Origin of the sequence: Mesorhizobium sp. M8A.F.Ca.ET.161.01.1.1 (assembly GCF_004792105.1) — a bacterium.
In the GTDB taxonomy this organism is placed as follows: Bacteria; Pseudomonadota; Alphaproteobacteria; order Rhizobiales; family Rhizobiaceae; genus Mesorhizobium.
In genome coordinates this window covers 63,210-85,653 of record NZ_SRTD01000002.1, presented here as the reverse complement: position 1 = coordinate 85,653, position 22,444 = coordinate 63,210, and the positions used below count along the sequence as shown (strand labels likewise).

Here is a 22,444-nt window from a genome sequence, read left to right as displayed (position 1 = left end):
AGTCCTTTGCCGATTAAGCGCCTCAAGTATGTACCACGAGAAATGATATCGCGATATATATTTTTTGTGGACACGGGGATCAAGCTGCGTTAGCAATATTGATATCGCGATATTGTTTATCGCGACACCAAATTTAACGGAGATTGAGATGACCTCGCAGACCAAATCAGGCTCAGGCAGCGGCACGATCACCACCAAGGACGGCACGCAGATCTATTACAAGGACTGGGGAACCGGTCAGCCTATCGTCTTCCATCACGGCTGGCCGTTGAGCAGCGACGACTGGGACGCCCAGATGCTCTTCTTCCTGGCACAGGGCTACCGCGTCATCGCCCATGACCGCCGCGGCCACGGCCGCTCGACCCAGACAGATGTCGGCAACGAGATGGACACCTACGCCGCCGACGTGGCTGAACTTGCCGCGCATCTCGACCTCAAGGATGCCATCCATGTCGGCCATTCGACCGGCGGCGGCGAGGTGGCGCGCTATGTCGCCCAGTATGGAGCGGGCGGACGCGTCGCCAAGGCAGCGTTGCTCGGCGCGGTGCCGCCGATCATGCTCAAGACGCCGGCCAATCCCGGCGGCCTTCCCATCGAGGTGTTCGACGGCTTCCGCTCCGGCGTCGCGGGCAATCGCGCCCAGCTTTACGTGGACGTTCCCACCGGCCCGTTCTACGGCTTCAACCGTCCGGGCGCCGAGGTTTCGCAAGGTGTCATCGACAACTGGTACCGCCAGGGCATGATGGGCGGCACCAAGGCGCACTATGATTGCATCAAGGCCTTCTCGGAGACCGACTTCACCGAGGACCTCAAAAAGATCGACGTGCCGGTGCTGGTCATGCATGGCGATGACGACCAGATCGTTCCGATCGCCGACTCGGCGCTGTTGACCATCAAGCTGCTCAAGAAGGGCGAGCTCAAGATCTACAAGGGTTTTCCGCACGGCATGGCCACGACCCACGCCGCAATCATCAACGCCGACCTGCTGGCCTTCTTCAAGGCCTGAAACCTTTCCGCCTGAACGAAAAAGGCACCCGCCATGAGGCGGGTGCCTTTGCCTGGACACAGCCCGGATGATTTAAGCGGCTGCTTGCGCCTTGCGGGCTTGCTTCATGTTGGGCAGGAACACCGTCAGCAGCCCCAGGAACGGCAGGTAGGAGCAGATCTGGAAGACGAAATCGATGCCCTTCATGTCGGCGACGACGCCAAGCACCGCGGCCGCGATGCCGCCGACGCCGAAGGCGAAGCCGAAGAAGATGCCGGCGATCGTGCCGACGCGGCCCGGCACCAGTTCCTGCGCGAAGACGACGATGTTGGAGAAGGCCGACGACAGGATGAGGCCGATCAGCACGGTCAGCACCATCGTCCATTCCAGGTTGGCGTAAGGGAGCGCCAGCGTGAAGGGCAGCACGCCGACGATCGAGAACCAGATCATCGCCTTTTGTCCATAGCGGTCGCCGAACGGACCGCCGAGCAGGATGCCCAGCGCCGAGGAGCCAAGGAAGAGGAACAGCATGACCTGCGACATCTGCACCGAAACGCCGAACTTATGGATGGAGTAGAAGGTGTAGTAGCTGGCGAGGCTGGCGATGTAGGCGTTCTTGGTCAGCACCAGCAAGGTCAGCACCGCCAAGGCCCACATAACCTTGCGGCGCGGGAAGGGCGAGACGAAGCTTGCCGTCTTGCGATTGCCTTGCGCGGCGCGCAGACGGCTGTACCAGCCGCCGACCTGCCACAGGATGACGATGCCGATCAGCGAGCCGACGGCGAACCAGGCGATGCTGGTCTGGCCGAAGGGCACGACGATGAAGGCGGCGAGCAACGGGCCCATGGACTGGCCGAAATTGCCGCCGACCTGGAACAGCGACTGCGCCAGGCCGAACCGGCCGCCGGAAGCGAAGCGGGCGATGCGCGAGGATTCCGGATGGAAGATCGCCGAACCGATGCCGATCAGCGAGGCGCCGATCAGCAGCAGGTAGTAGTGCCCGGCATAGGCCAGCACGACCAGGCCGATCAGCGAGGACGCCATGCCCCAGGGCAGCGAATAAGGCATCGGCCGCTTGTCAGTGACCGCGCCGATGATCGGCTGCAGTAGCGATGCCGTCACCTGGAAGGTGAAGGTCAACAGGCCGATCTGCCAGAAGTCGAGGCCGTAATTGTCTTTCAGAAGCGGATAAATGGCCGATAGCAGCGACTGCATGATGTCGTTGATGCAGTGGCACAGGCTCACCGCCAGGATGACGGTGAAGGCCGTCGCCTGGGCTGAAGCGTGACTGGCGGTCGCAGGCGGCGCGACGCTGGTGGCTGTCGTATCGGTCAAGATAGGCTCCGTAGTCTTTTTGGCGGGTTGTTCCCGCAGGCGACGTGGCGGGCGCTTCCCGCAGGCAGCCTTATAGTCCGGTTGCCAAGCGACTTCTTTCGTGGTTTGGTCCAATAGTTTCGCAAGTGGGCCATACCGAATGCCAAAAGCCAGGGAGATTTTCGGCGCCGGCCACACCGATCTCGGGCAATTGCACGGGCTGCGTTGGCAGTGGCTCGAGCAGGCGGTCGGGCCGGCGGTGGTGTTGCCGACGGAATATCCGGACGGGTACCACGTGCCGCACCACCACCACAGCCGCAGCCAGTTGCTGCATGCGCTGGTCGGCGTCGTGCTGGTAACGACGCGGCATGGGCGCTGGATGGTGCCGCCCGACCATGCGATGTGGATTCCGGCCGGTATCGAACATTCCGTCGAGATGCTGGGCGATGTGTCGATGCGCTCGGTCTATGTCATGCCGCAGGCGATCCCGGGCCTGCCGGAGGGCATGCGCGTCGTCGGCATCACCGACCTGATGCACAGCCTGATCGTGGAATCCGAGAAGCTGCCGCAAGGCGGCGAACTGGAGGGACGCGGCGGCCTGATCATGAACCTGCTCCTGCACGAGATCCCGCAATTGCCGGAGCGGCCGCTCGGCCTGCCGTTCCCGTCCGATCCCAAGCTGGCGGCGCTCTGCAGGCGTTTCGTCGCCGCACCCTCGCCGCACGCGACGATCGACGAATGGGCCGATACTGTCGGCATGAGCCGGCGCTCCTTCACGCGCGCCTTCCAGCGCCAGACCGGCCTGTCGCTGTCGACGTGGCGCCAGCAGGCCTGCCTGTTCGCGGCCTTGCCGAGGCTCGCCGATGGCGAGCCGATCACCAGGGTGGCGCTCGATCTCGGCTATGACAGCGTGCCGGCCTTCATCACCATGTTCAAGCGCATGCTCGGCTCCTCGCCGCGCGGCTATATGCGCGGCGCGCGCGACAATGGCGAAGCCATGCGGCGGACTCAGCCTCGACTCGAGGCTCCGGCACCCTGAGTTAATCCCGGGAACGGTGCTGCGCCTGATCATGCAAAATCGGAGCACCCAAGCGTACGGCATCCTCTTCAGCCGCCGGCCGCTGCGGAGAATCTATAGACTGTTACCTTTGCATCCGGTTCGAGGCGCTATCGATCCAACCGCCCCATCTGCCGCACCAGAAACTCGACGAACAACCTTGCCCGCACCGGCAACTGTCGGCCGAAGGCGTGCACTATATGCACGGGCATGGTCGGCAGTGGCATGTCGGGCACCACGCACAGCAGGCGGCCGGCGTTGAGGTCTTCCTTCACGGCAAATTGCATGAGGTGAGCGATGCCGGCGCCGGCGAGTGCGGCGTGGCGGATGGCGCCACCGTCATCGGTGTCGAAGCGGCCGTCGGGCATGATTTCGGTACCATCGGCGAAAGTGACCGAGAGCGGCCGGCCGGACCTGATGTAGCGGATGAAATCGTGAGCCCGCAGATCCGCGATCGAGGGGGAGTGCCTCGTCGCTGGAGATAGGCGGGGGCGGCGACCAGCAGGGTGGGCAGGCTGGCGATGCCGCGCGCGGTGAGGCCGGAATCCGTCAGCGCGCCGATGCGCACCGCCACATCATAGTTTTCCCGGATCAGGTCGGCGTGACGGTCGGTGACGTTGAGCTCCAGCTTCACCTCGGGCTGCTCGGTGAGGAACAGCTGTGCCCACGAGGCAATCAGGCCGCGGCCGAGTTCCACCGGGGCGGTCACGCGCAACAGCCCTCGCGCCGTGCCGGTGTTCTGGACGATATCCCCGGCATCGTCCAGCGCGCGTAGCAGTGGGGCCACGCGCTCGTAATAGGCGATGCCTTCGCTGGTCAGCCCCAGTTGCCGCGTCGAGCGCTGGATAAGTTTCGCGCCAAGCCGACGCTCCAATTTGGCGACGCTTTTCGACACGGCAGACGGGCTGGAGCCGATCAATCGGCTGGCGGCCTGGAAAGAGCCGGCATCCACCGTGCGCACGAAGGCGACAAGGCCGGCGGTTTTTTCGAGGATGGTGGTCATGTCGGCACATCGCTTGGCGAGACGGAATTGATTACGGAATTACAGGCAGGAAAGAAGGGCCATATATCGGACTAATATGAATTCCCAGCAATCTTAAATAGCTGCTCATCGTCAACACAAGGAGAGATTTGATGAGCAGTCTGAATGGCAAGGTCGCCATCGTCACCGGCGCTTCCAAGGGCATCGGCGCGGCAACAGCCAAAGCTTTGGGCGCGGCGGGCGCGGCCGTGGTGGTCAATTATGCCTCGTCGCGGGAAGGGGCCGAGCGTGTCGTCGCGGCAATCGAGGCGGGTGGCGGCCGCGCGGTTGCGGTGCAGGGCGATGTTGCCAAGACGGCCGATGTGCGCGGTCTGTTCGAAGCGGCCAAAACCACGTTCGGTGGCGTCGACATCCTGGTCAACAATGCCGGCGTGTTCGAGTTCGAGCCGCTGGAGGCGGTCACCGAGGCCGCTTTCCACCGCCAGTTCGACACCAATGTGCTGGGCGTCGTGCTGGCCACCCAGGAAGCGGCCAGGCATTTCGGGCCAACGGGCGGCAGCATTGTCAACATCAGTTCGGTCGCCAGCTTCAATCCGCAGCCGAATTCGGTGGTCTATGCCGCCACCAAAGCGGCCGTAGACTCGATCACGCTGTCAATGGCTCGCGAGCTCGGCCACCGCCACATCCGCGTCAATTCGATCGCGCCGGGCGGCGTCGACACCGAAGGGCTACAGCGCATCGGCATCGTTGGTAGCGAACACGAAAAGGCGCTGGTGGCGGTCACCCCGCTCGGCCGCTTCGGCCAGTCGGAGGATATTGCCAAGGTGGCGGTGTTTTTAGCCTCCGACGAGGCGGGATGGGTGAGCGGCGAGCGCATCACGGCCGCGGGCGGGTGGCGGTAGATTTCCGGCGCAGCGCGCTCGGCGGCGATCCGACGACGCGCTTGAAGGCGCGGCTGAAGGCGGCTTCCGATTCATAGCCGAGCCGATCGGCCACTTGCGCGACGCTCAGCCGTTCCGTCTGCAGCCAGGCGGCGGCGCGGCGCATGCGCCAGCGGGTGAGGTACTGGCCCGGCGACAGGCCGAGCAGCGCGGTGAAGCGTTCGGAGAAGGTCGAGCGCGAGGCGCCGGCGACGCCGGCCAGCGCTTCGACCGACCATGGACGGCCGGGCTCGCGGTGGATCGCGGCCAGGGCCTGGCCGATGCGGGCGTCACGGATGGCGGCCGACCAGCCTTGCGTGGCGTCGTCGCAACTGGCCTCGACCCAGGACCGCAGCAGCCGCGTGATCAGCACATCGCCAAGCCGGGTCAGCACCGTCGCCGAGCCCATGCGCTGCTCGGCGATCTCGTCGGCCATGGCGTCGAGAAGCATCGGCAGCATCGGGTCCATGCCCTTCGCCGCGTGAACGACGAGTGCCGGGGGCATCAGCGTCCGCAGCGGATGCATCACAGGCTCGGCGAAGTCGACGCCGCAGCACACCATCACAGCCGACAAGGCAGCCTGGCCGATCTTCAGCCGATAGATGTGGTCGCCGATCTCTTCACGCGGGAAATCCGACAGGGGGCGTGCGCGGCGGCTCGGATGGTCCGAGACGATGTGGCTTGCCCCGCCCGGAAGCAGCGCGGCATCACCCTTCACCAGCTTCAGCGGCGGCCGCCCCTGCGGGCGCAGCCAGCACTCGCCGCTGATGACGAAATGGACGCGCAGCATGCATTGCCCGGCACGCTCACCGCCCATGGTCTGGACAGGCCGCAATAGCCGTATTCGACGCCTGAAATGCGTAGATCCTGCAGCACTTCGCTCAACGGGTCGCGTTCGGAGGCGAAGGCCGATGTGGACAGATTATCAAGCATGGCCGGAAAATTAACACCGTTCCTCCGGAAGGCTCAAGCAACTTCGATGGCAGATCGGACGAACGGCAAGAAATTCCGGCCAAACCAGCATGGAAAACACGGTTGCCATCCCCGATGGTCAGCGCCTTGAAGACCGCATTGGAGTTGGTGTGCAGACATGAAAAAGATTGGCATCGGGATCGTCGGGGCAAGTTCCAGGCGTGGTTGGGTGGGCGTGGCGCATCTGCCGGCGCTGAGGGGCCTGGACGCATTCGAAATCCGTGGGGTCAGCACCACGCGGCAGGAGACGGCGGATGCCACGGCGCGCGCTTTGGGCGCGGGCCTTGCCTTCGACAACCACCGGGACCTGGTGTCGCGGCCCGAGATCGACCTTGTTGTGGTCGGCGTCAAGGTGACCGAACACCACGAGATTGCGTCCGATGCAATCGCCAGGGGAAAGCATGTCTATTGCGAGTGGCCGCTCGGCCGCAATCTCACTGAAGCGATCGATCTCGAGCGCAAGGCGGCGAAAGCGGGCGTGAAAACCATCATCGGGCTGCAAGGGCATTTCAGCCCGGCGGTGCATCTCGCCCGCGACCTGATCGGGCAGGGCTTTATCGGCGAGCCGGTCAGCACCAACATCAGGGGTTTTGCGCCTGACGATGTCTGGGCCGGGCGCATGGATCCGCATTACGAATTCATGGCGCACAAGAACAATGGCGCCACGCTGCAGGCGGTTGTGCTGGGCCATGCGCTGGAGATGCTGGTTTCGGTGCTTGGCGAGGTCGATGCGCTTTCGGCACAGCTCAAGATACGCGGCGAGGTGATCCGCCTGAGCGATGGCCAGCCGGTCCCGGCCGACATGCCTGAAGAGGTGCTGGTTAATGCCACCGTCGACCGCGGCGTCGCGGCGTCCATCCACTACAGCGCCGGCCCATCGCGTGGACGCGACTTCGTGTGGGAGATCAGGGGACGAGAGGGCAGCCTCGTGCTCGAGGCGCGGAGCGGTTACGCCAACATGGCTGACCTCGCGATCAGCGGGCAAAGGGGAAGCGATGGCTTCGCACCGATCGCGATACCGCAGGCCTACAGGCACCGCATCGACGGATTGGCCGGGCCGCCGGCCAATGTCGCGCGGCTTTATGCGCAACTCGCCCGCGACCTTGCTTCGGGAACCGCTCTGGTGCCGGATTTCGCGACAGCGGTGAGGCGTCATCGCGTCATCGACGCCATCGAACGCGCCGACGAGACCGGCGAACGGCAGCGGATCATCAGTTGAATGCTCCTGCTCCGCGTCCCTGCCGATCGCTGGAGTGGCGCTTGATCTCGGGCCTATGGAGAAATTCCAGGAAAGCGCGAAAGCGGTTCCTGGAATTGCATGATCGGCATCTGCTGCTCCTCCATTGTTTGGAGGGGCAACAGCCATGGCAAGCGCGTAAGGAAATCTCGCTCGCGGCACGATGCAGGCGATGGGCGGGAAAGGGGCGTCCCGGTTCAGTCGAACAGACTCGACACCGATTCCTCGGTCGCCGTGCGCGAGATCGCTTCGCCCATCAGGTCGGCGATCGAGATGACGCGGATGTTGGGGGCGTCGAGCACGCCTTGCGTCGGCTGGATGGAATCGGTGATCACCAGTTCCTGCAGCTTCGAGCCGCTGATGCGGGCAACCGCGCCGCCCGACAGCACGCCGTGGGTGATGTAGGCGGTGACGCTAGTGGCGCCGTTGGCGAGCAGCGCATCGGCGGCATTGCACAGCGTGCCGCCGGAATCGACGATATCGTCGATCAAAAGGCAATCCTTGCCGGCGACCGCGCCGATGATGTTCATGACTTCCGATTCGCCCGGACGCTCGCGGCGCTTGTCGACGATGGCGAGCTGTGCGTCGAAGCGCTTGGCCAGCGCGCGGGCGCGCACCACGCCGCCAATATCGGGCGACACCACGACGACATTGCCGAGCTGCTTGTATTTCGCCTTCACGTCGCGGGCCATCACCGGCACCGAGAACAGATTGTCGGTCGGAATGTCGAAGAAACCCTGGATCTGGCCGGCATGGAGATCCAGCGTCAAAACCCGGTCGACACCGGCGCGTGTGATCATGTTGGCGACCAGCTTGGCCGAGATCGGCGTGCGCCCGGAAGCGCGGCGGTCCTGCCTGGCATAGCCGAAATAGGGGATAACCGCCGTGATGCGCTTGGCCGAGGAGCGCATGAAGGCGTCGATCATGATGAGCAGTTCCATCAGGTGATCGTTGGTCGGGAACGAGGTCGACTGCAGGATGAAGACATCCTCGCCGCGCACATTCTCCTGGATTTCGACGAAGATTTCCTGGTCGGCGAAGCGCCTGACACTGGCCTTGCCCAGCGGGATGTTGAGATAGCGAGCGACCGCTTCGGCCAGCACCCTGTTGGAATTGCCTGCGAAGAGTTTCATGCACCGTTCCTGGTGGAGGAAGGAGAGTCCCAACAGACTCTCCTGCGCCTTTTAACCGGGCTTTTAGCGGCCCGCGCGGCTATTGCAAGCGCCGTGATCGCGAATCCGCCGGCTAAGCCTAAGAAAGCTGTTCGGCATCACCGGCTGGCAACACCTCAACTCGCCTTGCCGCTGAGAAAGGCCGCAAACTGATCGATGGTCTGGTCGGCGATCGCCTGCATGGTGGCTGGCGAGACCGACTTCCAGCTGTCGGCCGCACTGCCGCCGGAACCGGTCGAAGGCGCCTTCATCTGGCCGTTGATGCGGTGCAGCCGGTTGCCGGAGGGGTCGTAGACGTCCCAGACATAGATGACGGTGGTGTCCTTGCCCTCCGTCATCGTCGAGAAGTAACCCTTGAGCACATGGGTCGCGGCCTGGTCCTGGCTGCCGGCCAGAGTGATGCCGCGCTGCTTGGCGCGTGTCTGCAGTTCCGCCGTCAGCGGCGTGGCGGCGTCCACCGAAGCGCCGACGATCGGCGCGATCTGCAGCCGGGTCTTCGACAGGATCGCGGCGGCCTGGGCGGAGGTGACGGGCGAGGCAGCGGGTGCGCCCGCCGTCGTGGAGGCCGGCGCGGCCGTCGATGGCGTCTGGGCGGGAACGGTCGCGGCGGCGCTGCCTTGCGTGGAAGGTGCTGGCTGTGCCGAGGCTGCCGGCGGGGTGATGGCGGAGGGTTCGAGAACGTCCTTTGCGTTGGTGCAGGCAGTCAAAGCCAATGCCACAAGCAATGACACGGTCGTCACGTGCGATCGTCTCATTTGCCTTCTAACTCCTTGGCGAAGAACGCCTCCCATTATGGATTCACTGCACGATCAAGTCGAGATCATGGCGGGACAGCGGCTTCGGCTGGGATTCGGTGGTCAGGTAGGTGCGGCCAAGCGTCATCGCCGTCTCGGTCTCGGAATCCATGATGATCATGTGGGCAAACAGCGTCATGTTCGGCGCGATCGGCTCGGGATTGCCCTGGTAGAACATCGGCATGTCCATCCAGGACGGCGTGAAGCGGGCGCCGACCGAATAGCCGCAGGCGTTCAGCCGATGCTTGGTCAGGCCGTGCGCTTCCATGGTGCGGGCGTGGGCGTCGAACACGTCGCCGAAGGTGTTCGCGGGCGTCATCGCCTTTTCGACAGCCAGAAGCGCGGCGCGTGCGGCGTCGAACAGCTCCTGATGGCGCTTGGACACCTTGCCGGTCAGCACGGTACGCATCATCGGCGCATGGTAGTGATGGAAGACGCCGGCCCATTCGAGCGTCAGCTGGTCGTTCTTGGTGAGCTTGCGGCGGCCGGCCTTGTAACGGCACAGCAGCGCATCGACGCCGGAGCCGATGATGAACTCGTTGGCCGGGTAGTCGCCGCCGCCGGCGAAGACCGCGCCCTGCATGGCGGCCAGGATCAGGGCCTCGTCGCCGCCCTGCTTGATCAGCGGCAGGGCCGCGTCCAGCGCGTCGTCGGAGAGATTGGCGGCCTTTTCCGCCTTGGCGACCTCGGCCGGGCTCTTGAACAGGCGCAGCCGGCCGACGATGCCGGAGGCATCGGCGATCTGGCCGAAGGTCTGCAACTGCTCGTCCAGGCGGCGGCCATTATAGGCGGTGAGGCCGTGGGTGTCGTATTCGACGCCGATGCGGGCGCCGAGCAGGTCGAGTTCGTTGAGCAGGTTGCGCAGGTCGACCGCCGGATTGGCGCCGTCGCGGTCGGTCCACAGCACGATGTTGTCGATGATCGAGGTGTTGCGCGCCTGGCGAAGGTCCGCCGAGCGCGTCAGAAGCACCATGGAGCCGTCGGCCTTCACCACCAGGCACTGGAAGAAGCAGAAGCCGAACGTGTCGTAGCCGGTCAGCCAGTACATGCTTTCCTGCGCGAACAGCAGCATGGCGTCGAGCTTCTTTTCGGCCATCTCGATCATCAGCCGGTCGCGCCGCGCGTCGAATTCCGATCGTTCAAAATGCAGCGTCATTATATCTTCTCCAAAACGATTGCCGAAACCTGCCGGCCATAATCGGGCTCCTTGCGGTGCGTGGTGCGCCGGTAGGAGTAAAACAGATCTTCCTCGGCATAGGTGCAGCGGCCGAGACCCTCGGCCGTCACGCCGGCCCTGGCCAGCCGGTCGACCGTGTAACTGGCGAGGTCGAACATCGAATGGCCGGCATGTGCCGAAGGCACGAAATACCGGGCATTTTCGCTGTCGGCCTCGACGAAGCGGGCGACGAATTCCGGCCCCACTTCGTAATTGTCGGGGCCGATCGAAGGGCCGAGCACGGCGATGATGTTTTCGCGACGGGCGCCGAGGCTCTCCATGGCGGCAATGGTGTTTTCGAGCACGCCGGTGAAAGCGCCTTTCCAGCCGGCATGCGCCGCGCCGATGATGCGCGCGCCGGCATCCGCGAACAGAACCGGGCCGCAATCGGCGGTCGAGGCGCCGATGGCGATGCCGGGCCGGTCGGTGACGATGGCATCGGCCTTGGGCCGCTCGCCCGCGAATGGTTCCCTGGCGATGACGACGTCGGGCGAATGGATCTGCCAGGCGGTCAGGAGATGGCTTGCGGGCACGCCCATCCAGGTGGCGACACGGGCCCGGTTCTCGGCCACCAGCGCCTGGTCGTCATCCGACCCGGTGCCGATGTTGAGGCCCTGGTAGATGCCGGTGGAGACGCCGCCATTGCGGGTGAAATAGCCGTGGCGGATGCCTTGTGCCTGCGCCTTGTCCAGCAGCGGCGACCGAACGGGATCCGGTTTGGTCTGATTGAGCATGTGGGCGTTGTTGTCCGTGTGGGCGGTTTCGTCAAGGAAAAGCAGCCGGCGGTCCGGCCGCTCTCTTACCGGACGGGAGATTGGGAGGGGCAGCGGCAAAAAGTCAATCCGCCGTGGCGAAGGGCCTGACGGAGATACCACGCGGCATGACGGCAAGCACCTTGAACAACTCGCCCATCGCTTGCGGGCCGGCGAGGCGCTCGACGGCATTGGATATCCTGTCGCGTGCCGCCTGGCCGGCATCGGCGCCCAGCTGGCCGGCGCGCTCCAGAATGCCCATCCCGAGCAGGAAATCGCCCTGCGTCGACAGATGGGCGTCGAGACCATGCGCGCGCACGACTGCCGCAAGAGCGGCGAAATCGACATGCGAGGTGAGGTCGGCCTCGCCGGGATTGGCCAGCACATCTTCATGATTGTGCCGGCGCAAGGCCTGCAGCGTGTCGCCGATACCAGGCCGCAGATGGCCGTAGTCGGGGAATAGTCCGGCGCCGCCGTCGCTGGCCATGCGCTCGGCGATGGCCGCCATCAGTGCGGTGCGGGCGGGCGCGACTTCGACGATCGCGCCTTGCGGCGCGTCGCCCGCATCCCTGGGGAGCAGCGTCGGGTCGACCGAGCCGGCGCCGGCGAAGAAGCAGAGATTGCCGGCCTCGTCCAGGCCGACCATGCGCTCGCGCCATTCGGCGCCGGCGCGGAGGAACTGGCGGATGGGCACGGCATCGAACAATTCGTTGCCGACGATCAGCAGCGGCTGCCGCGGCAGCGTGTCGATGATCTCGTGCCAGGAAACATCGAATGGTGTCTCGCCGAGCGTCTGTTTCTGGACTTCCGTCAGGCGCGGGCTGGTCTCGACCATGGCGAAGGCGGCGCCATCGGCCAAGGCCGGATCGAGCCGCGACAAGGTGCGCAGCATGTCCTTCATCAGCGTGCCGCGGCCGGGGCCGATCTCGGCGATGGTGACCGGCATCGGCCGGCCGATTGCTGTCCAGGCCTGGTAAAGCCAGACGGCGACGAGCTCGCCGAACATCTGGCTGATCTCCGGCGCGGTGATGAAGTCGCCGGCCGCGCCGAACGGTTCGCGGGTCGTGTAGTAACCGTCGCGCGGATCGAACAGGCACAGCGCCATGTATTCGTTGACGGGCATCGGGCCCACCGCCTCGATCAGGTCGACGATGCGGGATTTCAGTCGCGTCATGTCACCTGCGGTTGTGCTTGGGTCACCGGCTTGGCTGTCGCCATCGCCCAAATGCCGGCCAGCACCATCGGCGTCGACAGGATCATGCCCATGGTCAGCCAGTTGGTGCCGAGGAGATAGCCGAGCTGCTGGTCGGGTTCGCGGAAGAACTCGACAAAGATGCGCGACAGGCCGTAGCCGCAGATGAAGGCGCCGCCGACAAAGCGCGGCGTCTTCAGCTTGAGACGCGAATGGGTGAGGATGCGCAGGACGACAAACAGCACCAGGCCTTCGAGCAGGGCCTCATAGAGCTGGCTCGGATGGCGGGTGAACGGACCGCCATTGGGGAATTCGATCGCCCAGGGCACATCGGTCGGCCGCCCCCAGAGCTCGGAGTTGATGAAGTTGGCGACACGCACGAGGCCGAGGCCGACCGGCACGCCGGCTGCCACGACATCGAACAGCGACCATGTGCGGATGCCGCGCTTCATGGAAAACAGCGTCATGGCGAGGATGACGCCGAGCAGGCCGCCATGGAAGGACATGCCGCCTTGCCAGACGGCGAAGATATCGAGCGGATGGGCGATATAGCGCGCCAGGTCATAGAACAGGACATAGCCGGTGCGGCCGCCCAGAACCACGCCGATGGCCGCCCAGACGATGAAATCGTCGAGATCCTCCGGCTTCATCGGCAGGACGCCGTCGGGCCAGAGTTTCGGATTTGCCGCGAGCCGCTTGGCATACCACCAGGCAAACAGGATGCCGACGATGTAACCGATGCCGTACCAGTGCACCGCCAGCGGCCCGATCTGGACGAGGATCGGGTTGATGTTCGGGAAAGGCAGCGACGCCAGCGGCAGCAGGAAATATTCGTTCAACGGGGAGCTCTCGGTTGCGATCGGCGCGGACCATGCGGCAGGGTTTTGGCAGGGTCAAGGCAAGGTCACGGCCGTCCATGGTCCGTGAACAGGATCGCTCCCAGCTCCGTCGCCGGGTGGGCGTGCTCAACCCCTGGGCTTGGCGGACACCAGTTCACGCAAGGCGTCGTTGATCCTATCCTGCCAGCCGGGACCATCTTCCTGGAAATGATCGAGCACGGCCCGGTCGATCCTGATCGAGACAAGCTCGCGGACATTGGGAGCGGTGGAGGGTTCGCGAGGCGGAGCCGCGGCCGGCTTCTTGACCGGCTTGAAGACAGCTTCGGCGGCTTCCATCGCATTTGTCGGTCGGCGCGGGGGCGTTGCCATTGGGTACCCTGATTGGAAGCGACTCATGCTCGATGCAGGTCGTGAGAAAAACAGCACACTACGCGAATTGACGCCATGCCGTACAGAAGGAGCCGTTCGAAAGCCGGTCCATGCTCGGGTATCGATCCGTCAGTTATCCGGGAACGGAATTGCTCTAAGGTCCATTGAGCCGTGCAGGATGTGCAATATCTCAACGGTTTCTACGCCAACGCGATAGAAAATCAGATAGTTGCCGTGAGGACGCCGCCGAATGCCGGAAGATCGATGGTGTTCAAAGAGTGGATATCGCTCCGGCATGGTGCGCAATTCCATACAATCGTGGCGCAATGCCTGCACGAATGTCACGGCATGAAATGGGTTGTCCATCGCGATATAATCGCCAATGGCTTCAAGGTCCGCCTCCGCCTGATCGGTTAAGACCAGCCGCTTCACTTTTTGGCTGCCATTGCCTTGTACTTGGCCTCCAAGCGGTCAAACACTTCGTCAACCGCCTTTACGCGCCCAGCATCAGCGTCTGAAAGGCCTTTGGCGAGAGCCGCATCGAGAGCCGCAAGGCGTTTCTCGCGCTCTTCGACGAGGCGAACACCTTCGCGCAGCACTTCGCTCTTCGAGTTGTAGCGCCCTGTGTTGACAAGCTGGTTGACGATGTCTTCGAGCCGGGTGCCCAAATCCGCGCTAATGGCCATGGTGGTGCTCCTGCATATTCCCTCCAAAACAATAATAGTTATTGGCTCGACTTACCAGTCGTTTGGGAGGTTGGCGCCGACGTGATGCCGCACCGGCCTCAACGTTCTTGCATTCGGCGCGCAGCACCACTAACTCAAATCAAGCAAGCGAGGATTTGCCATGTCGACCGGACCGAACCGCATTCTCGATGAATTCGCCAAGCTGATGACCGATGCCGCCGGTGCCGCTCAAGGTGTGCGGCGCGAGGTGGAGACGGCCTTCAAGGGCCAGGCGGAGCGCATCCTCAACTCCATGGATGTCGTGCAGCGCGAGGAGTTCGAGGCCGCGCGCGAGATGGCCGCCAAGGCGAGAGAAGAGAACGGCAGGCTTGCCGAGCGCATCGAGGCGCTCGAGGCCAGGATCGCCGAACTGACCGGTCAGGCCACACCTGCGGCTCCGGCGAAGCCCAAGCCGAAAAAATAATTCGTTAAACTTTTCCACAAAGCACCAGCCTGAAAATCGCTTTGCCGTGAATCGCTTACCGGCATTGCGTGACTCTTTGTGACAGGCACCTTTCCACATGCGAATGACGCAGTGCGAAAAATTGGGCTGTTCACGCGACTCCCGATCAATAGACTGAATTTGTTGCATGATTCGGAGCAGGGTCATGCCGCCGGGCGGTGGGGTCCGGTCTGGGGTCTTTGCGTTGAGAAGTCCCGGCCGTCCGAGTTCTAGACAAGATTGTTCGTCGTGTGTGCCCCGCGGAGCGTGTGGCGCTCCCCTGAACACAGGAAGCATTCCATGGAACTTCTCGAACTCGAATTTTCCCGCGAAATCCATCCCGTGGATGTGATCGAGCAGGTGGCCCACAACAATGACTGGTCCTTCGAACGGGCCGGCGACGACGAAATCTCGATCTCGGTTGCCGGCAGCTGGACCGACTATCACGTCTCCTTCTCGTGGATGGAAGATTTCGAGGCGCTGCATCTGGCCTGCGCCTTCGACATCAAGGTGCCGGAAACCCGCACGCTGGAAGTGATGCGGTTGTTGTCGCTGATCAACGAGCAGATGCTGTTCGGCCATTTCGACCTCTGGGAGCAGGAGGGCGCCATCATGTTCCGCCAGTCGCTGCTGCTCGCCGGCGGGGTCGAACCCTCGAGCCAGCAGGTCGAGGTGCTTTTGTCCTCGGCACTGGAAGCCTGCGAGTGCTACTTCCAGGCTTTCCAGTTCGTCGTCTGGTCGGGAACCTCGGCCAAGGACGCGCTCGCCGGCGTGCTGTTCGAGACCTTCGGCAACGCCTGAGCAAGACGCGTTCGAGATGAGTTCAAGCAACGAGCGCAAGCCCGAAATCAGCTTCGCCGATTTCGATCGTGTCGACATCCGTGCCGGCACGATCATCGAGGCCGTACCGTTTCCGGAGGCGCGCAAGCCTGCCTTCAAGCTGAAGATCGATTTCGGCGCCGCCATCGGCGTCAAGAAGTCGTCGGCGCAGATCACCAAATACTATACGCCGGAAACGTTGATCGGCCGCCAGGTGTTCGCGGTGGTCAATTTCCCGCCGCGCCAGATCGGCCCGTTCATGTCGGAAGTGCTGACGCTCGGTTTTCCCGATGAAGAGGGCGCCGTGGTGTTGGGCGCCATCGAACGCAAGGTGCCGGACGGCGGGCGGCTATTCTAGATCAGGAAGCCCCGGCAAGCGTCATTGGTGGTGCTGCAGCCGGCTGGATTGAAGCGACAGCTCGAGGCCGGAACGCGCCGAGAATGGTTCCGACCGTTGCAGCTGAGAGCACGAGATGCAGGACGTCGAACGGCCAGGCCAGTCCGAAATGGATCATCATAAGGGTCAAGAAGGAAGGCGACGCGCCATCCGCGGGAATCAGGATCAAAGCTCCGGCCAGGGCCAGTCCATATTTGAGTATGGCAACTATTGCCAGAACGATGAACATTATGGCGGTGAAACGCAGAAGATTGCCGTCCAGCGCACGCCAGCAGCTGATTGGATCAAACGATCCCGTCCACAGAAAATCGCCGACAAACAGATATGTCCAGCCAAGGACGAAACCACCCGCGAGGAGGTTGAAGGCGCCCATCGCCGACACCCAAGGCGCGACGTCCTCGGGGCGGAGCGGCAGGTCTTGTGTGGCCATCAGGCCGGCCAAAAGCAGTCTGTGCTCGCCGGCGACCGCAAAGCCGCAAAACAGCTGGATGGCTGCGAGAAGCAGGGCGGCCAAAAGAATCCGCCGGTCGAGCTCAAAGCGCACGCCTGGGATAGCGAAGCGCTTGACACTCTCAATGCCGCGCCGAACGACGACCCGGCCATGCTCGGGCGCATTTCCCATACGGTCCAGAACGAACGCAAGGACCATCGCCGAGAACGGCGCGGCGACAATCGCGGAAAGCCAAGTCCTGGGGTCAAAGCCCCGCGATAGAAGCCAGGTTGGCGCCTTCCCCGGATCGGCAAAAAGAACAAGAGCAAGCACCGCCAGACAAAGCGTTGTCAGAAAGCAGGGAAACCAGGCGGCCACGAAGAGCGGCCAGGCATTCGCGCGGCAATAGCCGAACACCCTCGCAACGGTCTTGCCGATGCGCAAGACGCGGCGCTTCGATGATACTGCAGGCACGTCGTCCAGCGTAGAAATCGGCGTCCATCCCGCAACGAACTACACACACCGAATAATGCACCGCAAGCAACTGTCGCACAAGCTCTCGCAAGGAGCGTGTTTGACCAGACCTGAACTTCACCGCATCCTATGCGCCGGCTCTATCAGGCCGCCAGCTTGCGTGTCGTTCCCAATGCTTCCTCAACCGCGTCGAGGAACATTTCCGCGCAGGCCTTCCAGCTGTAGCGCATGGCGCGCTCGCGGGCCTGGTCGCGGCTGACGTTGAGTGCGGTAAGCGCGGCCTCGCGCAAATCGTTCGACACCGCGCCACCAAAACCGTCGCCGACGATGTCGATCGGCCCGGTCACCGGATAGGCGGCGACCGGCGTGCCGCTGGCCAGCGCCTCGATGATGACGTTGCCGAAGGTGTCGGTGCGGCTGGGGAAGACGAAGACGTCGGCCGAGGCATAGATTTCGGCCAGTTCGTCATTGGGACGATGGCCGAGGAAATGCGCCTTCGGATATTTCGCCTTGAGCTTGGCAAGCTCGGGACCTTCGCCGACGATCACCTTGCTGCCGGGCAGGTCGAGATCGAGGAAGGCGGAGAGGTTCTTTTCGATGGCGACTCGGCCGACGCACAGGAAAACCGGTCCGGGGAAACCGAGGTCCTTCCTTTTGTCTGGCCGGAAATGATCGGTGTCGACGCCGCGCGTCCACGGCCTCAACTTGTTGAAGCCACGCGCGGCAAGATCGTCGGCGAGCGACTGGGTGGCGACCAGCGTGCCCTGGCCTGAATTGTGGAAATCGCGCAGCCAGCGATAGGCCCAGCTCTCCGGCACCGGCAGGCGGGCACTGAGATATTCGGGGAAGCGGGTGTGATAGCTGGTGGTGAACGGCCGGCCGGCATTGCGGCAATAGCGCCGCGCCATGATGCCCAGCGGCCCTTCGGTGACGATGTGGATATGGTCGGCCTTGTAGCCGTCGATCAGGCGCGCGACATGGCCGGGCGTGGTCAGCGCCAGGCGGATGTCGGGGTAGGTCGGCAAGGGCAGGGTGCGGAAGATGTTCGGGGTCAGGAACTCGACCGCGACGTCGAAGGACTTCAGAGTCTCGGTGAGCCGCTCCAGCGTGTGGACGACGCCGTTGACTTGCGGGCGCCAGGCGTCGGTGACCATCAATATGCGCATGGCGGCCCTTTGCTTCGGAGGTCTGCGGTTGCCTTGAAACGATACCGGAACGGCGACCATGCGGCCGCCCTCGCTTCGCTCCAGCGCACCCTGGCGGGCACGGGGTCGAAGTGAGGCGGCAAGGACGAATCAAGTGCGGTCGCGCGCTTCATGCGCGCTCTTGACCATGGTTTCATGACGGGCGGATGAAGCAGACCGCGCCCCCGGAAAGTCGAAACCGTTTTTCAGGCAAGATCATGCTCAGTTAGTCAAATAGAAATCAGGCCGGAACCTTGATTACGGCGCGCAGGCCGCCCATCGGACTGTCGTCGAGCGTGATGTCGCCGCCATGGCTGCGGGCGATGTCACGGGCGATCGAGAGGCCGAGCCCGGTACCGCTGGCGTCGAGGTTGCGGGCCTCGTCGAGCCGCACGAAGGGCTTGAAGACGTCTTCCCGCCTGTCAGGAGGAATGCCCGGGCCGTCGTCGTCGATGGTGACCAGAAGCGAGCCGCGGCCATGATTGGCGGTGACCTCCACCGTCTTGGCATAGCGGAAGGCATTGCCGATGACGTTGGACAAGAGCCGCGCGAAGGCGTTCGGCCGCACATGCACGGTCGGATCGCCGGAAAGCGTCGTCGACAGCTTGCATTTGCGCAACCCCGCTTCCTCGCCGAGCTTCTGGAAATAGGCTTCGAGATCGAAACGTCCCGGATCCTCCGAGGCCTCGCCGCGGGCAAAGGCGAGATAGCCTTCCAGCATCGACTGCATGTCCTCGATATCCTGGTCCAGCGCCGCCTTGGTCTCGGCCTTGCCGCCGGCCAGCGCCAGCTGCAGCTTGAAGCGGGTGAGGATGGTTCTGAGATCATGGCTCACACCGGTCAGCATGGCCGTGCGCTGCTCGATCTGGCGCTCGATGCGCTCGCGCATCTGGATGAAGGCAAAGCCGGCGCGGCGCACCTCCTCGGCCCCGCGCGGGCGGAAATCGCGCGGCATCGGCCGGCCCTTGCCGAAGCTCTCGGCGGCCTCGGCAAGCGCCAGGATCGGCCGGATCTGGTTGCGCAGGAAGGGGATGGCGATCATCAGAAGCACCAGCGAGGTACCGACCATCCAGATCAGGAAGATATGGGTGTTGGAGGCATAGGCCTGGCTGCGCCGCACGAAGACGCGCAGCACCTTGTTTTCGAGCTGGACGCGGACCTCGACGATGTTGGAATTGCCGACCGTGTCGATCCAGAATGGGCGGTTGATCTGGCGGGTAATTTCGGCGGAGAGAACATCGTCGAGGATCGAGAAGAACGGTTTTGGACCGGGCGGCGGCAACGGATCGGGCGGCAGGAGGTCGACCTTGAGCTGCATGCGGTCCTGCGCGATGCGGATGATGTTGGCGTAGTCGGCGTCGTGCGGATAGGTCTCGATCAGGTCGATGATGGCGGCGATGTCGCGCACGGTGGCCTGCGACAGGCGTTGCGTCACGGTTGCCCAGTGACGTTCCATGAAATCGAAGGCGACGACCGACTGCAAAAGGATCATCGGCGCGATGACGATGATCAACGAGCGCGCATAGAGGCGCTTGGGCATGTAAAGCGAAACGAGACGCCAGAACCGGTTCCAGATGCGCGGCACCGCCTTGAACGTCCGCGTGGCGCGTGCGCTCAGGCCGTCATTGTCCGGCTGTTCCAGTTCCGTGGTCGCCATTGGCTCTTTTCATCCGCGGCTAACTCTTTGTTGGAGCATAATCTTTCCGAAAACCGGTTCCCAGTTTTCGGGATCATGCACTTGAGCCGCCGCCGGCATTCTATTCCACGCTGAGCCGATACCCAATACCGCGCACGGTCTGCAGCCAGACCGGGTTGGACGGATCGCGCTCGATCTTGCGGCGCAGCCGGTTGATCTGGACGTCGATGGTGCGCTCGCCGACTTCCGAATCGTCACCGACCAGCTCGTGGCGGGGGATGGTTTCGCCGGCGCGCGCGGCGAAGATCGCCAGGATCTCCTGTTCGCGGTCGGTCAGCTTAAGCGCTTCGCCGCCGCGCTTCAGTTCGCGCCTGGCGATCTGGAATGTGTAGGGACCGAACACCAACTGTTCGACCTTGGGCGTCGCCGCCGGGCCGCCCCGGCGCAAGATGTTGTTAATGCGCAGGATCAACTCGCGCGGGTCGAAGGGCTTTGGCAAATAGTCGTCGGCGCCGGCCTCGAGCCCGGAAATGCGGCTGTCGGTCTCCGACAGGGCCGTCAGCATCAGGATCGGCACATTCTTTTCGGCGCGCAACGACTTTGTCAGGTCGACGCCGGTTTCACCAGGCATCATGACATCGAGCACAAGCAGGTCGAAGTCGAGACCGGCGAGCTTGCGGCGGGCCTCGCCGGCATTGCCGGCGACGGTGACGCGAAAGCCGTTTTCGGTCAGATACTGCTTGAGAAGATTGCGGATACGGGTGTCGTCGTCGACCACGAGCAGATGCGGTGCGTCGTCGTCCGGTGCGGCCGCCTGGTCGATCCTCTCAGTGCTCTCCATGGCTTTTTCCTGACATTTTTGCGGACCCAACGTCGATCTGAGCTCTCAGTTCCGGATTGACCATCGCTTCGAGGAAGCGTTCCACCAAGGTCCGTTCGGCGGCGCCGGAATCTTCCAATGCAGCATGGATGCGGCGCGACTGTGGCCGCGCCAGCGCCAGCGCCAGCGCGCGGCCCTTGGCCGTTGGATAAAGTTCGCGCTGGCGGCGGTCGCGCGGGCCTTGCAACTGCACGACGTGATCGGTGTCGATCAATTGCTTGAGCACACGCGCCAGGCTCTGCTTGGTTATCTTCAGCACGTCGAGCAGTTCGGCGACGGTCAGGCCCGGCCGGCGGTTGACGAAATGCAGCACGCGGTGGTGGGCGCGGCCGAAGCCGTAATCGGCCAGGATCTGATCGGGATCGGAGGTGAAGTCGCGATAGGCGAAGAAGAAGAGTTCGATGATGGCGAAGTCGATGCCGTCCTCGCTGGTGATCGCGGTCCTGATCGGTTTTCCGGCAGCTGGGCTTTTATCCGTCATCATTTCTCCATGGGAACGGGAGATTATGTCAGTACTATTGACGTAATTTCCCTGCAATGGTAATTTTTGACAAGCTTTTGGGCGGATTGCGAACGAAAAGGCAAGGCAGGCCGGTTTTTCCGGAACTTCCTGAGTTTGCCAGGGCGCGATTATCCGCTTACGCTTCGAGACACCGGCCGGCGTCTCCAATCACCTGGCGCGGCCAAAAAAGAACACGCAACGACACTGAGATATGCGGGCCGTTGTCCGCGGGAGGTTACCATGGCATCCGTTCCTTTCGATCAACTGGACGGCTTCATCTGGATGAATGGCGAGTTCGTACCGTGGGGAGACGCCAAGATCCACGTGCTGACCCATGGCCTGCACTACGCCAGCGCGGTCTTCGAGGGCGAGCGCGCCTATGGCGGCGAGATCTTCAAGCTCAACGAGCATACCGAGCGGCTGCATGAATCAGCGCGCCTGCTCGGCTTCAAGATTCCCTATTCGGTGGCCGAACTCAACGACGCCTCGACCACGCTCCTGAAGAAGCAGGGCTTCCAGGACGCCTATGTCAGGCCGATCGCCTGGCGCGGCAGCGAGCAGATGGGCGTTTCGGCGCAAAACAACCGCATCAACGTCGCCATCGCCATCTGGCAGTGGCCGAGCTATTTCGATCCGGCGCAGAAGCTGAAGGGCATCCGTCTCGATGTGGCGGAATGGCGCCGGCCCGACCCGCGCACGGCGCCGTCGCGGTCGAAGGCCGCGGGCCTCTACATGATCTGCACCATGTCCAAGCATGCCGCCGAGGCCAAGGGCTACGCCGACGCCATGATGCTCGACTGGCGGGGCCAGGTCGCGGAAGCGACCGGCGCCAACATCTTCTTCGTCAAGGACGGCAAGATCCACACGCCTAAGCCCGACTGCTTCCTCGACGGCATCACCCGCCGCACGGTCATTGGCCTGGCCAGGGATCGCGGCCTGGAGGTCATCGAGCGCGCCATCCTGCCGGAAGAACTGGAAGGCTTCGAGCAATGCTTCCTGACCGGAACGGCAGCGGAAGTAACCCCGGTTTCGGAGATCGGCCCTTACCGATTCGAGGTCGGCGAGATCGCCAAGAATCTCATGAACGACTATTCTATGGCCGTTCAACCCAAGCATGCGATTGCCGCAGAATAACGATAGTCACAGCTTTTCTC

Annotated in this window: 25 protein-coding genes and 1 pseudogene; 8 read left to right on the top strand and 18 right to left on the bottom strand. The window is 63.4% G+C overall.

The window, feature by feature from the left end:
* Positions 1-148 precede the first annotated feature (148 nt).
* Entirely contained in the window at positions 149-1,006 is an 858-nt protein-coding gene (locus tag EN804_RS05310) for an alpha/beta hydrolase (protein ID WP_135918812.1), read from the top strand.
* A 72-nt stretch (positions 1,007-1,078) separates the two neighbouring features.
* On the opposite strand, the gene EN804_RS05305 is transcribed toward EN804_RS05310, so the two are convergent.
* On the bottom strand, positions 1,079-2,320 hold the full coding sequence (locus EN804_RS05305; RefSeq protein WP_189343780.1) for an MFS transporter: 1,242 nt from the start codon (positions 2,318-2,320) through the stop codon (positions 1,079-1,081).
* Positions 2,321-2,459: 139 nt separating this feature from the next.
* On the opposite strand from EN804_RS05305, the gene EN804_RS05300 reads away from it, so the two are divergent.
* Entirely contained in the window at positions 2,460-3,338 is an 879-nt protein-coding gene (locus EN804_RS05300) for a helix-turn-helix transcriptional regulator (RefSeq protein ID WP_135918811.1), read from the top strand.
* A 128-nt stretch (positions 3,339-3,466) separates the two neighbouring features.
* Here the strand turns inward: EN804_RS05300 and EN804_RS38600 are convergent, their stop codons facing one another.
* Together EN804_RS38600 and EN804_RS38595 are read right to left on the bottom strand one after the other, a co-directional pair.
* The gene (locus tag EN804_RS38600) at positions 3,467-3,775 is read right to left on the bottom strand and encodes a LysR substrate-binding domain-containing protein (protein WP_246693576.1); all 309 of its coding nucleotides are present in this window, start codon (positions 3,773-3,775) and stop codon (positions 3,467-3,469) included.
* A gap of 65 nt (positions 3,776-3,840) precedes the next feature.
* Positions 3,841-4,359 (bottom strand): annotated as a pseudogene (locus tag EN804_RS38595) (LysR family transcriptional regulator); the annotation flags it as partial.
* Between the two features lie 131 nt (positions 4,360-4,490).
* On the opposite strand from EN804_RS38595, the gene EN804_RS05290 reads away from it, so the two are divergent.
* Entirely contained in the window at positions 4,491-5,240 is a 750-nt protein-coding gene (locus tag EN804_RS05290; RefSeq protein WP_135881203.1) for a glucose 1-dehydrogenase, read from the top strand.
* On the opposite strand, the gene EN804_RS05285 is transcribed toward EN804_RS05290, so the two are convergent.
* Positions 5,215-6,093, bottom strand: a complete 879-nt coding sequence (locus tag EN804_RS05285) for an AraC family transcriptional regulator (RefSeq protein ID WP_135918810.1) — start codon at positions 6,091-6,093, stop codon at positions 5,215-5,217. The genes EN804_RS05290 and EN804_RS05285 overlap by 26 nt on opposite strands.
* A 255-nt stretch (positions 6,094-6,348) precedes the next feature.
* Between EN804_RS05285 and EN804_RS05280 the strand changes: the two genes are divergently transcribed.
* Positions 6,349-7,449 carry a Gfo/Idh/MocA family oxidoreductase gene (locus EN804_RS05280; protein WP_135918809.1) on the top strand — a complete coding sequence of 367 codons (1,101 nt, stop codon included), beginning with the start codon at positions 6,349-6,351 and terminating at the stop codon, positions 7,447-7,449.
* 215 nt (positions 7,450-7,664) lie between these two features.
* On the opposite strand, the gene EN804_RS05275 is transcribed toward EN804_RS05280, so the two are convergent.
* The 9 genes from EN804_RS05275 to EN804_RS05235 form a co-directional block, all read right to left on the bottom strand.
* Positions 7,665-8,600, bottom strand: a complete 936-nt coding sequence (locus EN804_RS05275; RefSeq protein WP_019860650.1) for a ribose-phosphate pyrophosphokinase — start codon at positions 8,598-8,600, stop codon at positions 7,665-7,667.
* 155 nt (positions 8,601-8,755) lie between these two features.
* Positions 8,756-9,394, bottom strand: a complete 639-nt coding sequence (locus EN804_RS05270; RefSeq protein ID WP_135918808.1) for a hypothetical protein — start codon at positions 9,392-9,394, stop codon at positions 8,756-8,758.
* Between the two features lie 43 nt (positions 9,395-9,437).
* Positions 9,438-10,589, bottom strand: a complete 1,152-nt coding sequence (locus tag EN804_RS05265) for a Xaa-Pro peptidase family protein (RefSeq protein ID WP_135918807.1) — start codon at positions 10,587-10,589, stop codon at positions 9,438-9,440.
* Entirely contained in the window at positions 10,589-11,383 is a 795-nt protein-coding gene (pgeF, locus tag EN804_RS05260) for a peptidoglycan editing factor PgeF (RefSeq protein WP_135918806.1), read from the bottom strand. The genes EN804_RS05265 and pgeF overlap by 1 nt, the downstream gene beginning before the upstream one ends.
* A gap of 103 nt (positions 11,384-11,486) precedes the next feature.
* Complete coding sequence (locus EN804_RS05255) at positions 11,487-12,575, bottom strand: class I SAM-dependent methyltransferase (RefSeq protein WP_135915196.1); 1,089 nt, start codon at positions 12,573-12,575, stop codon at positions 11,487-11,489.
* Positions 12,572-13,432, bottom strand: coding sequence for a prolipoprotein diacylglyceryl transferase (lgt, locus tag EN804_RS05250; protein ID WP_127869757.1), 861 nt, complete (start codon positions 13,430-13,432; stop codon positions 12,572-12,574). The genes EN804_RS05255 and lgt overlap by 4 nt, the downstream gene beginning before the upstream one ends.
* A 126-nt stretch (positions 13,433-13,558) precedes the next feature.
* On the bottom strand, positions 13,559-13,801 hold the full coding sequence (locus EN804_RS05245; protein ID WP_127280608.1) for a BrnA antitoxin family protein: 243 nt from the start codon (positions 13,799-13,801) through the stop codon (positions 13,559-13,561).
* 129 nt (positions 13,802-13,930) lie between these two features.
* Positions 13,931-14,233 carry a type II toxin-antitoxin system RelE/ParE family toxin gene (locus tag EN804_RS05240; RefSeq protein ID WP_210237360.1) on the bottom strand — a complete coding sequence of 101 codons (303 nt, stop codon included), beginning with the start codon at positions 14,231-14,233 and terminating at the stop codon, positions 13,931-13,933.
* A complete protein-coding gene (locus tag EN804_RS05235; protein ID WP_127869755.1) occupies positions 14,230-14,487 on the bottom strand; it encodes a type II toxin-antitoxin system ParD family antitoxin in 258 nt (85 codons plus the stop codon). Before EN804_RS05235 ends, EN804_RS05240 begins: the two co-directional genes overlap by 4 nt.
* Positions 14,488-14,647: 160 nt before the next feature.
* Between EN804_RS05235 and EN804_RS05230 the strand changes: the two genes are divergently transcribed.
* The 3 genes from EN804_RS05230 (at position 14,648) to EN804_RS05220 (ending at position 16,145) form a co-directional block, all read left to right on the top strand.
* Positions 14,648-14,950 (top strand): accessory factor UbiK family protein, encoded by a 303-nt coding sequence (locus tag EN804_RS05230; protein WP_127280606.1) that lies wholly within the window; start codon positions 14,648-14,650, stop codon positions 14,948-14,950.
* A 318-nt stretch (positions 14,951-15,268) separates the two neighbouring features.
* On the top strand, positions 15,269-15,769 hold the full coding sequence (locus EN804_RS05225) for a YbjN domain-containing protein (RefSeq protein ID WP_027143347.1): 501 nt from the start codon (positions 15,269-15,271) through the stop codon (positions 15,767-15,769).
* Between the two features lie 16 nt (positions 15,770-15,785).
* The gene (locus EN804_RS05220) at positions 15,786-16,145 is read left to right on the top strand and encodes a tRNA-binding protein (RefSeq protein ID WP_127869754.1); all 360 of its coding nucleotides are present in this window, start codon (positions 15,786-15,788) and stop codon (positions 16,143-16,145) included.
* Position 16,146: 1 nt separating this feature from the next.
* Here the strand turns inward: EN804_RS05220 and EN804_RS05215 are convergent, their stop codons facing one another.
* The 5 genes from EN804_RS05215 to EN804_RS05195 form a co-directional block, all read right to left on the bottom strand.
* Entirely contained in the window at positions 16,147-17,058 is a 912-nt protein-coding gene (locus EN804_RS05215) for a hypothetical protein (RefSeq protein WP_135918805.1), read from the bottom strand.
* A gap of 173 nt (positions 17,059-17,231) precedes the next feature.
* Complete coding sequence (locus tag EN804_RS05210; protein ID WP_127869753.1) at positions 17,232-18,254, bottom strand: glycosyltransferase family 1 protein; 1,023 nt, start codon at positions 18,252-18,254, stop codon at positions 17,232-17,234.
* A gap of 259 nt (positions 18,255-18,513) precedes the next feature.
* Positions 18,514-19,929 (bottom strand): ATP-binding protein, encoded by a 1,416-nt coding sequence (locus EN804_RS05205; protein WP_127279699.1) that lies wholly within the window; start codon positions 19,927-19,929, stop codon positions 18,514-18,516.
* 100 nt (positions 19,930-20,029) lie between these two features.
* A complete protein-coding gene (locus EN804_RS05200; RefSeq protein WP_127869752.1) occupies positions 20,030-20,749 on the bottom strand; it encodes a response regulator transcription factor in 720 nt (239 codons plus the stop codon).
* A complete protein-coding gene (locus tag EN804_RS05195) occupies positions 20,736-21,269 on the bottom strand; it encodes a MarR family transcriptional regulator (protein ID WP_167531318.1) in 534 nt (177 codons plus the stop codon). The genes EN804_RS05200 and EN804_RS05195 overlap by 14 nt, the downstream gene beginning before the upstream one ends.
* A 261-nt stretch (positions 21,270-21,530) precedes the next feature.
* Between EN804_RS05195 and EN804_RS05190 the strand changes: the two genes are divergently transcribed.
* Positions 21,531-22,424: a branched-chain amino acid aminotransferase gene (locus tag EN804_RS05190; RefSeq protein WP_127869751.1), complete on the top strand. Its 894-nt coding sequence runs from the start codon at positions 21,531-21,533 to the stop codon at positions 22,422-22,424.
* Positions 22,425-22,444: the final 20 nt, after the last annotated feature.